At 55.3% G+C, this 11,417-nt stretch carries 8 protein-coding genes and 1 pseudogene; 2 read left to right on the top strand and 7 right to left on the bottom strand.

All coding sequences use genetic code 11. The features are described from left to right. Nucleotides 1-332: SOS response-associated peptidase family protein (locus tag GG26_RS11165; protein WP_414390612.1), on the bottom strand; the 332-nt coding region annotated here is incomplete at its 3' end. Between the two features lie 100 nt (nucleotides 333-432). Continuing rightward, nucleotides 433-564: pseudogene (locus GG26_RS11160) on the bottom strand (IS200/IS605 family transposase); the annotation flags it as partial. A 469-nt stretch (nucleotides 565-1,033) separates the two neighbouring features. Between GG26_RS11160 and hisA the strand changes: the two are divergent. Both hisA and GG26_RS11150 read left to right on the top strand, forming a co-directional pair. Further along, nucleotides 1,034-1,819 carry a 1-(5-phosphoribosyl)-5-[(5-phosphoribosylamino)methylideneamino]imidazole-4-carboxamide isomerase gene (gene hisA, locus GG26_RS11155; protein WP_414390610.1) on the top strand — a complete coding sequence of 262 codons (786 nt, stop codon included), beginning with the start codon at nucleotides 1,034-1,036 and terminating at the stop codon, nucleotides 1,817-1,819. Nucleotides 1,820-2,233: 414 nt separating this feature from the next. Next, nucleotides 2,234-3,460 carry a M20 metallopeptidase family protein gene (locus GG26_RS11150; RefSeq protein ID WP_414390608.1) on the top strand — a complete coding sequence of 409 codons (1,227 nt, stop codon included), beginning with the start codon at nucleotides 2,234-2,236 and terminating at the stop codon, nucleotides 3,458-3,460. Between the two features lie 76 nt (nucleotides 3,461-3,536). On the opposite strand, the gene GG26_RS11145 is transcribed toward GG26_RS11150, so the two are convergent. The 5 genes from GG26_RS11145 to GG26_RS11125 all read right to left on the bottom strand — a co-directional run bounded on the left by GG26_RS11145 (nucleotide 3,537) and on the right by GG26_RS11125 (nucleotide 11,417). Further along, on the bottom strand, nucleotides 3,537-4,124 hold the full coding sequence (locus tag GG26_RS11145) for a hypothetical protein (protein WP_011431308.1): 588 nt from the start codon (nucleotides 4,122-4,124) through the stop codon (nucleotides 3,537-3,539). 199 nt (nucleotides 4,125-4,323) lie between these two features. After that, nucleotides 4,324-6,048 (bottom strand): ATP-binding protein, encoded by a 1,725-nt coding sequence (locus tag GG26_RS11140; protein ID WP_011431309.1) that lies wholly within the window; start codon nucleotides 6,046-6,048, stop codon nucleotides 4,324-4,326. Further along, entirely contained in the window at nucleotides 6,048-6,641 is a 594-nt protein-coding gene (locus GG26_RS11135; protein WP_011431310.1) for a hypothetical protein, read from the bottom strand. Before GG26_RS11135 ends, GG26_RS11140 begins: the two co-directional genes overlap by 1 nt. Beyond that, a complete protein-coding gene (locus GG26_RS11130; protein ID WP_414390605.1) occupies nucleotides 6,638-7,831 on the bottom strand; it encodes a DNA double-strand break repair nuclease NurA in 1,194 nt (397 codons plus the stop codon). The genes GG26_RS11135 and GG26_RS11130 overlap by 4 nt, the downstream gene beginning before the upstream one ends. Continuing rightward, nucleotides 7,821-11,417, bottom strand: coding sequence for an AAA family ATPase (locus GG26_RS11125; RefSeq protein WP_414390603.1), 3,597 nt, complete (start codon nucleotides 11,415-11,417; stop codon nucleotides 7,821-7,823). Before GG26_RS11125 ends, GG26_RS11130 begins: the two co-directional genes overlap by 11 nt.

Genomic DNA, 11,417 nt, shown 5'->3' with positions numbered 1-11,417 from the left:
CGCTGCATAGTTGAACAGTGATGTTCAGCAGTGTTCAGCGTAAATGTATCAGCACGACACGTGGGATCCTCGTGGCGCGGGTTGTTCACATGGGTGCTGACGGGGTAGGCGGCCATGGCCTCTGCCGGGTAGGGGCGGAGCAGGGGCAACAGCAGCTTGGGATCCCGCACCCGTGGATCCAGCCAGAGGTCGTAGTCGTTTTCCGTCAAAATGGCCGGCATCCGCTCGTGGAAAGGCTCCATCATGGCCGGCGTGTTGAGGATGGCGCAAGTTTCTATCTCCACCCCTTGTGGGCTGCGCCAGCGCTCCCAAATACCGGCAAAGGCAAACACAAGAGGATAGCTTGCTAGCCCCGCACTTGAGTGCGCGCCGGAAAAGCGCGCTAGCCACTTTAGTCGCTTACCCATGATGGGGGTCGTTGATATAATTTCATAGCTCAAACAACCTCTTCCTGACTTCTCCTACCAACACCTTTTTCCTTCTCTTTGGCCAAAAAATAAGATAAACAACCGCTAGCCCCACACCATGGTTGTAGTGATTGTACCGTTGACTTTCCTCTCGCACTATCGCTTACTTAGGTTGGAACAAAGAACAAAAACAAGAATGCGGTTTTAACCAAAACTTTGTTTTCATTCCAACAGGTCGGTTCAAGGAGCGTATTGCGCAATTATGTCGGCATTATGGCATGGAGTTTATTGAGGTAGAGGAGGCGTACAGCTCGCAGGCAAGCTTCCTAGATGGAGATGAGCTACCTAGTTATGGTGAAAAACCCGACGGGTGGAGACCCTCTGGAAAGCGTGTCAAGCGGGGCCTGTACCAAACGGCAAAGGGGTGGTTGGTCAAGGCTGAGGCAAATGCTGCCGCCAACCTGCTTAAGAAAGTCAGCAGAACCTTGGGGCTTTGCCTTCAGGAACTGTCTAGAGGCGCTTTGACAAAGCCTTTGCGACGACCGTGTAAGAATCCCCCGCCTTTAGGCGGTGGGAGTGTCAATACTCAGGCGATACTGGAAAAGCTCTTCTCCAGGGATCCCATCATGCCTCACGCCAGTGCCTTTCTCGAGGTGATCCCCGCCATCGACCTTTTACAAGGCCGCGCCGTGCGTCTTTACCAAGGCGATTACGCCCAAGCCGAGCAGGTGGCCGCCGACCCCGTCCAGCAGGCAGAAATCTGGGCCACCCAAGGGGCGCCTCGCCTGCATGTGGTGGATCTGGACGGGGCCAAAAGCGGGGATCCGGTTAACCTGCCCATCATTGCAGACATTGTCCGCAAACTGGCCATCCCGGTACAGGTGGGGGGTGGGATCCGATCCCTGGAGCGGGCGCGGCAGTTGCTGGACTTGGGGGTGGAGCGGGTGATCGTCGGCACGGTGGCTGTAGAGGATCCCGACCTGCTGGAGGCCATGACCCAGGCTTTGCCGGGACGCATCTGGGTGGGGATCGACGCCCGCCAAGGTCAGGTAGCCACCCGCGGCTGGCTGAGCACCACTCCCCTAGCCGCCACCGAGCTGGTGCAACGGGTCCAAGCCCAAGGGGCTGCCGGGATCATCTACACCGACATTGGCCGGGACGGCACCCTGGCCGGCCCCAACCTAGAGCAGTTGCGCCAGATCCTGGCTGTCTCCCGCCTGCCGGTTATCGCTTCCGGGGGGATTGGCTCGCTCACCGATTTGCTTGCCCTGCTGAGCTTGCCGGGTTTGGCCGGAGCCATTCTGGGCAAGGCCCTCTACTCAGGAGCTATCTCCCTGCCAGAGGCGTTGCGCGCCGTGGGGCCGGGCCGCTGGCAAGATCTGCCGCCAGAAACTGGATCCCGGTGGGCCTAGGGAGAAACAGCCCTGGCAAAACTTTTGCCATACTGGACGGAATCGACATGTAACTGATACATTTACGCTGAACAATGCTGAACATCACTGTTCAACTATGCAGCGATAGCATTCTGTTTGTTTCCAAACAGAATGGCGGTATCCCGCAAAGCTTTGAGTAGAATACCCAAAGCGCAGTTTCCGTGTCGTCTTACTACCAATTTTCTGCTTTGCTTTGGCTACCATGTTGGCAGACTCGAAAGTAAACAGAAAGATCAACTGGTAGTAATCCGTACTGAACATATTATACATTATTTTCAGTATAGTTGAGCTTATTATTGACTAGAGTCATGCTCTAAACAGCTTCTAGGAAACCAACCGGGAAGGAAGATCTTCCCCAGGCTGACTCTTGTCTAAGCGTTTTTTAGGATAGCCATGGAAGTTCCCGCCCTTCGCCCTGCCGTTCAAGCCTTACAGCCGGAGTTGGTGACCTGGCGCCGCCACCTGCACAAGTATCCAGAGCTGGGTTTCCAGGAGAAGCAAACCGCCGCCTACATCAGCCACCGCCTGAGAAGTTGGGGGATCCCGCACCAGACCGGCATCGCCCACACCGGCATTGTGGCCACCATCGCGGGAGAAGAGCCAGGGCCGGTTTTGGCGCTGCGGGCCGACATGGATGCCCTACCCATTCACGAGGCCAACGAGGTCGAATACCGTTCCGCCATCCCCAACGTTATGCACGCCTGCGGCCATGATGGCCACACGGCCATTGCCCTGGGCACCGCCAAGCTGCTGCAGCAGCACCGCCAAAGCCTCAGAGGCACCGTCAAAGTTATTTTCCAGCCTGCTGAAGAAGGCCCCGGCGGAGCCAAGCCAATGGTGGAAGCGGGGGTGCTGAAGAACCCAGATGTAGAAGCCATCCTCGGCTTACACCTGTGGAACAACCGACCTCTGGGCACCATTGGAGTCAAAAGCGGCCCCTCGATGGCCTTTGCCGATCGCTTTCAAATCGAGGTCATTGGGCGCGGTGGCCATGCCGCTCTTCCTCAGCAGACGGTGGACGCCATTGTGGTGGGATCCCACATTGTGAGCGCTTTGCAGACCATCGTCTCCCGCAACGTGGATCCGCTGCAGCCGGCGGTGGTGACGGTGGGCCGCTTCCGGGCCGGCGACACCTTCAATGTCATTGCTCCCCGGGCAGAAATTTGGGGCACCGTGCGCAGCTTTCAGCCGGAAGTGCGGGATTTGCTTGCAAGACGTATAGAAGAAATCGTGGCCGGCATTTGCCAAGCCTATGGGGCCACCTACGAGTTCCAGTACGAGCGGGGCTATCCGGCGGTTCACAATGACCCGGCCATGGCAGCCCTGGTAGAACAAGCCGCCCGCCAGCTGTTCGGTTCAGAAGCGGCGATTATTCCAGAGATGACCATGGGCGGCGAGGACGTCTCGTTTTTCCTCAACGAGGTGCCCGGCTGCTACTTTTTCCTGGGATCCGCCAACCCTGCCAAAGGGCTAGATTATCCCCATCACCATCCCCGCTTTGACTTTGACGAAGCTGCCCTCGGCATTGGGGTAGAGCTGTTCTTGCGCTGCATTGAAAACTACACTGGAAAGACTTTAGGATTAAAGGGGGCACTTCCCAAAAAAGCTGTGACCATTTGAATAAGCCGTTCGCTACGTCAAATCCTAGCTCCCCTTTCCCTCAGGGAGAGGGGCCGGGGGTGAGGGGAGACTCCCTCTAGGGCCGAAGTAGGTCGGCGGATCCAGCGCCGGGAATCGGCAAGCGTTCCAGCGGTTTTGGGGTGGCAGGAGCGGGGACAGGATTCAAGTCGGCGGGAATGTACAGGGGCTTGGGATCGGGATCCCCGCCGAAGGCGAGCACAAGCTCCCGCAGCAGGGCCTGTCGCTGTTGCCGGCTCAGGGCTTGCACGGCTGCCTTGTCTTGGGCATAGGGGTTGACCGTCAGCCGCTCGGCACCGGGGTAGCGCTGGGCAACTATCGGCTCGTTGGCGTCCAGATAGTCTGCTAGCGTCAGTTGCCAGTCAAAGCGGTCGGTAGGAGAGCGACCGACCACCTGCAAGTGATAGACCATCATCCGCCGCACCAAGGTATCTTCCTCAGGCGCGGGGCCGCCGTCATTGGGGTTCACGGGGGTATAGGTGTTTTCCAGAGGCAGATCTGGCAAGGCCTCGTAGACCTGCCGCGCCGCCTCAGGGATCAGCCGCAACTGGGCATAGGCAGGGCCGGATCCCAGCAGGGCCACAGCGGCAATGCCCACCCAGCCTCGCCAAAGAGCTTGCTTTTTCACCACGACTTTCTTCTCCACCGGTAGCAAACCATCGCTCAAATTTTTGAGCGGCAACTCTTATCTCTCCTGATTGGAAAGAGCTTGAGATCCCAGAGCAGTTGGGAAGCGTTGCAATCTAGACATGGACATGAACCATTCTAAGCTGCATAGATTTTTTTGGCTCAGCGTTTATAGACAGGATAGCCGGCTGCCAATTGACCCCAGCTTTTAACGATCTCTAGTCAATGCTCAATCCCTCGACCACCTGAGGCTGAGAACGTGGCCTGAGAGGGGCAGATTGGGCTACGCGATCCTGTCGTCGGTGGGGCTGAAAGTGATTTTGCCACAAGCCGAGGATATCAAGTGTTTCGCCACCATGCTGGGTGTAGCGCTGCCGTACTTTACACAGAACAGGGGTATTGACACACACGCCGGAGACAATCACCTGACCCTTGCTCAAAGCCGGCAATTCCTGTAACAAATCCCGTCCGGCAGCCTCAACACTGTGGCGCAGATTTTCTTGATCGGAAGGGTTGACAATTCGCATCAAAAATTGGCTCATGCATTGCGATAGAATGTCCGAGTCCAGCTTGCCGGGGCGTTGCGTGATTAGACCTACTCCTAAGCCAAACTTCCGCCCTTCGCTGAGAATGGTGCGCAACACCTGCTTGCAGCGGGAGGGCTCGTGGGCAGGGGCAAAGCGATGGGCCTCTTCCAACAAGATAAAAACAGGATAGGGCAGGTAATTTTCATCCCCCGGTTGGATCTTGCCTTTATGGGTGTTAATGCGGGCGTAATTGGCCTGGCGCAGGATGGCGGCGGCAATGACTTGCTGCTCTTCCTGGCTAATCTCGTGCATCTGCAAAATGGTTACCTGCCCTGGCTCAAACAAATCCTTGGGGGCCAGGTGTTCCACATTGCTAAAGTAGGGAGAGCGATCGATCTGCTCTAGCTTCCACTCCAAAGCAGCGGCTGAGGATCCCCGGGATCCGTCCTCTGCCGAATCTTCTTCGTTGACGGTGTCGATCAGATCCCGAATTGTCCAACGTAGTGGATTGAACTGGGTAACCTTGCGGAAAGCTTTCTCTAGGAAAGATTTCTGCCGGTCGGTGGTCTCTGGCAAGAGGGTAAGGATATCGAAAAAGTTGAGAGAAGACACGCGGATCTTGATTTCCTGTGGGGAGAGAACCTTAACCTTAGGGCGGTAGCCGTCTTCGCCCAAAAACTTGGGGTGGGACTGCATCTCTGCCAGTGTATGGTATTCCCCATGGGGATCAAAAATGAGAACAGCAGCCCGGTTTTTGGGCAACATCAGCTCTTCAATCAAGACCCCCGCCGTGTAGGATTTTCCGGATCCCGTCCCCGCCAAAATAGCCAGATGGGTGCTAACCATTTCCTTGACATCCAGCACCACGGGCACCGCTCCCTCGTCGCGCAACAACAGGCTGCCCAAGTGAGCGCCCCCAACGGCTGTTTCATCTCGTTTGTTCAAAATCGATTTCAGCAGACGATTGGAGGCCAAAAAGACTTTGGCACCGGGATCCGGAGGGCGACGGGGGTTAATAAAGCCCATGGCGCGGTGAAAATAGCCGATGACCTCGACGGTAACTGCGTAGATTTCCGGGTTGGGGTGGGTAAAGCCCACCAAAGCCACAATGGTGCTGGGATCGATCTCGGTGTCGGCAAAGATGCGATCGGGAATGTGATCCAAGAGCTGGACTTGCCTGATCTTGCCGAGAATTTTCAGGGTTTGGGACTGGGTATCCTGAACCTCATAGTAGACAAAATCGCCTACTCTTACAGCTTGGGTATTGGAGGTGATAAAAACATACTGGTTGGAGGTTTCACCGGGGCCCTTGACAGTGCCGATTACTTCTGGGGCCTCTTCATCGGAGGAGAAGACAGCTTTTGGATAGTGTCCATTGTCAAGAGACTGGGCGATCCCTACAGTTTTTTTGGTCATCAGCGCATCGCTCCTACGGTCATTTTCCAGGCCAGTTCTTTGCTTAGAATTTGCAGGGCCCGCCGTTGAGCCGGATCGGAAAACATGGGTATGATATCATTCAAGACTTGATAAACAAGGTGGTCGGCAAAGTTGCCGCCGCTGCTCAAGAGCAATCCATAATACGAAAATTGGGTTTGACCTTGGGGATCTTGGTGAAAACGTAGGATTTCTTCTTGGCTCATGCGAAAAACGGGCGTGTTCACAGGCACCACCACGCGCGGGATCCCTTGCCGGCCACAGCCCCGCTCTTCGTCCAAAGCTCCGATGAGAACCACCGAAAGCAGCGTGCGCACCTCGTTTTGTAAATCGGGGGAAAAATAGGGATCCGGCTGGCTGGAGAGGCGCGGGCCGGAGTTGAGAAAGAGCGGGTTTACAATTTGGGTGTTATAGACCAGACCTACAGCCCAGTGCCGTTGATCATTCTCCAGCTTAACAAAGCTGCCAAAGCCATAGTCATCAGGAGAGGGAGGATTTTTGACTTCTAGGGCGTCATCCACCTGCACTACGTAGTCGCAGTGATTGTTGGAGCGAACCACCTTGCCCAATCTCATCGGACTCGCCTCCGCTGCAGTTTACTCACCGTTTTCCGAGATAACCTGAGGTTGAGCTTCTCGCGGCTTGCCCAATCTTGCATCAGGCGCAGGAAAAGGTTGCGATCCTCATTGCGAATAACGGCTATTTGATCGGCTGTCTCTAACACATAGGGATAGCCTCTACCAATGATGACCTCGCAGCGCACCAGATCCACGACCCAGTCCAAAAGTCCTGCCTCGTAAACCCAAACCGGTATCTCCAGCCGGGCCGGAAAGTTGTCGTTGGTGCGCAAATAAACAAATCCCACTCGCTCTCGCATTTCTTGGTAAGAGTTGAGGATCCCATCTTGAGGGTTAAGGCTGCCGCCGCGAGCACAGATAAAAAAAGGGGTGCGCTCCCCCCACTCCAGCCACGGGCTGAGGAGTTGGGCATCGTGAAGCTGAGGAGCTTCAGGAAGATCGAAGCAATGCCGCAGCAATGTCACCAGATCTGAGGTATAGGTAGTGTCGATGTAGGCCACAACAGGGATCTGGTTTTGCTCGCTGGCCCGCAGCACCTGGAGTAAACATTGTACGTAGAAATCTCGGCTTTCTGGCTCAAGGGCTTCCGCAAAGGTAGCCACCAGAGCCCCATCTAAAAAGGCCAACTTTCGGGATCCAGGCTGAGCTCCCCGGATATATTCCACCAGCTTTTCTGTTTCCATTTGGAAGCGACGCATGTTGACGACGCGCTCTTTGGGCTCGCCGCTGCTATCGGATCCCAAATCCTTTGGAGTCAGTACATCGACTTGAATATCTTTTTCGTACAGGCCTTGGGCACAGTGATGATTCTCATACCAGCCGATCTGCACCAAGGCCACCGGAATTGACAGATCCTTGCTGGGATAGATTTGGGATCCATCTACTGCAAAGGTGGAAATATTTTTAATAATCGACCTTGCCCATTCATCGCTTTCCTCATGGCTAGTCCATGCCTGTTCAAAAGAAACTGACCAACTGGAGTAAAGATCCCACTCTTGAGTAGGTAGAGCACCCGGAAAGTCCAAGGGCGCTATTTTTTCGGCAATCTCTGCGCTCGACCACTGGCACAATCTTTCCATGGCCTGCCGATATCCCTCTCTGCGCTCCGATAGCCCTTGATCAAAAGTGACGAAAGCCTCCCGCTTTTGCTGCAATACTGCCAGAACCCGGTCAGCTCTAAATACCATAGGTGGGATCCCTCCTCATCTGGCCAGAGCCAGCGTGCCTCTCCACCCGAATGATGTTTTCCGTTACTTGCTCAAAGGTATCGTCGTGGCTGATCACAAATAGCTGCTCAAAAGAGCGCAAATTGGTAATGGACTCGGCCAATCGCTGTCGGCGCTGGGCGTCCATGTTGGTGGTGGGCTCGTCGAAGAAGGCAATATCCAACTGTCCTAACACCTTGAGCAAGGCTAGGCGAACTGCCAGAGCTGCCGACATCTGCTCTCCTCCAGAAAGGCTGGCAAAACGTCGTTTGGGGCCGCCTCCCTCTTGAACGCGGATCTCGTAGTCGGCCTCCCAGGTGAGGGCAACATTGGGGCGGTTGAGGATTTCCCGGAAGAGGTGATCGGCAATGTTGTTGATCTGCTGTAGATAGTATTGGGTAATTTGAGGGCCAGCCTTTTTGTAGGTATCTCGGCTAAACTTAATGAAGCGATGCAGACGCTCTTTCTCGATTCGTTGCGTCTCGACTTGTTTTAAGGTTTCTCTCACCCGCTCCAGTTGCTGTAACCTTTCCTGGATTTTCTGTAGTTGAGGGGCAAGGCTTTCCAGGCGAGCTTGAGCCTCGGCCTTTTGAATTTCGGTGGCCTGCAAAAGGGAGCGCAGACGTTGGTGCTCCTGAGGCTGATAGAGGGAAGCCAAAGGATCCCGCTGTGCCCGCAATTGGGACAGTTGGGTTTGCAATGCTTGCTGTTGCGCCTTCAGTTCACTGAGCTTCCGTTCTCGTTGGGGGAGCAGTTTGGCAATAGGCTCCAGACGTAGATATTGCTCGTGATCCGCTCGGTAGTGTTCGCGCTGTTCTTGCAGGGATCCCAGCTCTCGATCCAGGTGTTCGGTTTGCAGCAGCGCTTCCTCGAGGGGGCGGAGTGCTGCCTCCAAATCCTGGATTTGCTGTAGGCAACCTGCCTGCGTTTGCAGGTACTGTCTTTCCAGCTTGAGCTCCGCTTTCAGCCACTCAGCCCGGCTTCTCGGATCCCCCAGGGACTTCAAGGTTTCGGCGGCTTTTACAATTTGGGCTTGCAGGTAATCTTTGGATCCCTCTATTTTCTCCCAGCGATCAATTTGGGCTTGTTTTTCCTGCTTAGCTTGCTGGATCTGTTCTAGAGCCAACTGAGCTGTTTGCAGTTCATCTTTTCGTTGTGGCAAACTTTGGACAAGTGGTTGCATACGGATAACGGTTTCATAGCTGTTGCGATGGCAACTCTGCTCCTCCCGTAAAGCGGCAATTCTCTCGTCTAGATCGGCAAGGGGCTGAAGCTGCTGCTCTAGGGCTTGTATCTGTTGTTGAAGTTGCTGGATGCTGGCTACAACTTGCTGGTACTCTTGCTCAACTCTCGGCCTATTGTTGAGCTCCTTTTCCAGGCGCTGGATTTGCCCCCTGGGATCCCCCAGTGCCTGCAGCGCTTGGCCAATTTCCTGTTGTTGCCGAAGAAAGTCTGGCTCTGCCTCGAGGCTCCACTGAAGATCCTCAATTTTGCTCTGGCGTTCGTTTTGCCATTGCAGCAACTGTTGAATTTGAGCTTCTAACTCGGGAATCTGCGCCGTTAAGCCCAGCAGGGGCTGCAAAGTCTTGAGTTGCTCCTGGATATCAGCCAGTTGCTGGCGTAGCTGAGGCTCGCAAGTTTGGGGGGAAAGATCCTGTAGGATTTGTTGGATGGATTGCAGTAACTGTTGGCTGAGGGCTGAAGACTGGGCCAGAACTTGCGGGATCCGCTGCCATAGAGGTTGGAGTTGCGGATAACTCTGTTGGCAAGCGGCCAGCTCCTCCACAAGAGTTTGAATGCTGCGGTTGTGCTGGGCCAGTTGGTGAGAGCCCTGCTCGAAAAGGGCTTGGAGTTCCCGCTGAAATTGCCGCGCCGCGGCTAGGCGGCTGAGCTGAGTTTGCAGTCGCTCTTGTTGAGCCTCCAGGAGGGGAATCTTGGCTACGTGCTCTCGATCGGCCTGTCGCTGTCGAAGCTGCAGCCGCAACTGTTCCAACTGGGCCCGGCCCTGTTCCTGTTCTGTTTCTCTCTGTCTTAGCTCTAGGCGCAGGGCCTGAAAAGAGGCCAACTTCTGGCCAATTTGAGAGTACCGTTGTTCCAGGACGGTTTGCTTTTCGCAGAGCGTTTGCAGGTGTAGCTTTTCCTCCTCGATTTTCTGGAAGAGTTGGAGCTGCTGTCGATATTCAGATTCTCGCAGTTGGAGTTGGTGGAGCTGCTGCCGTAAAGTTTCCCGCTGAGCTGTCAAGGTCTGCCGTGTTCGTCGCAACGCCTCTTGCTCTGCCACCCAAGCCTCCAACTCCAGATAACGCCTGTAGGCCGATTCGTGCTGTTGACAGATGGCCTGCGCCTGTTCAGCCTCTTGGACGCGGCTTTGCAGCAGTTGACAGCGCCCGGCGTGGGCTGACCATTCTCCCTGAAGCTGCTCCCATTCGCGGTGCAGTTGGAGCAAGGTGTCGAGCTGCTGAGCCCAATGGCTTTGCCGGCGCTCTAGCTCCTCTTGGGCTTGAATTTGGGGAGCCAGCTCCTCTAGCTCCTGCTTGCAGCGCTGTTGTTGGCTGAGTTTTTCCTGCAGCCTCGCCAGTTGGTTTTCGAGGTTCTGCTTTTGCGAGAGCAGGGCCTCCCGCCGCTTCAGCCACTCCAGGCGCTGCTGCCGTTGCTTTTCCAGCTCCCGCAACCGATCTTCTATGGCCAAAAAGCGCTGAGATCCCTCTTGGTGGTGCTGTTGTTGTGCCTGCGCTCGCTGGGCCTCTGCCCACAGCTTTTCGGCTTGCTCAAGGGCTACTGCCAGCAGGGATCCCTCTTGCTCCAGTTGAGCAATTTGCCGGTCGAGCGTTTGGATTTGCTCAAGCAGCTTCTCCAGCCGCTCCAGCTCCAGCTTCACCTCGGCCAAGGTATGGGTATGGTGGCTTAAGCGCTCCTGCCAGTGGCTCAGTTCTTGCTCGATTCTCTGCTGCTCTACTTGCAGCGGATCCCAGTCTTGCATCTGTTGATGGAGCAGCTCAATTTGATGCTTGACGGCCAGAACTTGCGCCTCGCTGTATTTTTCAACTGCCAGCAGATCCTTTGCAACTTGCTGGTACTCTTCTACCTTCAAGATGCGGTCGAAAACTTCTTTCCGCTCCCGACTGGTTTTGAGAAAATCTGCTGTGAAAGTGCCCTGGGGCACCCCAATCGTTGTAGCAAAGAGCCGCGCCAAATCAGTACCGGCGGGCACACCCAAATGTTGCCTCAGCCACGCTAGCACATCTGCCTTGCGCTCGTAATCTAGGCGCTGCTTCAATTGCGGATCGAAGAGGCGATATCCCTGCCTGACACTGCGGCGAACGTCGTAGGTGCGCTGATCCCACTGGGAGATAAACTGGACAGTAGCCACCGCATCGCTGGCCCCTGTGCGGATGAGTTCTTCTTGGTTGTAGGGGCAGTAGTCAAACAAAACCCAGGCGATGGCCTCTAGAATGCTGGTTTTGCCTGCTCCATTTTCTCCACAAATGGCGTTGATACCGGGCTCAAACTCGAAGAAGGCGTCCTCATGAGACTTGAAGTTCTGCAGAGCCAAAGAGAGGATCCGCAT

Source organism: Synechococcus sp. 'PEA 65AY6A-5F PE A' (assembly GCF_047462575.1).
Taxonomy (GTDB): domain Bacteria; phylum Cyanobacteriota; class Cyanobacteriia; order Thermostichales; family Thermostichaceae; genus Thermostichus.
The sequence above is the reverse complement of the archived record's forward strand: the minus strand, read 5'-3'. Positions and strand labels throughout refer to the sequence as shown.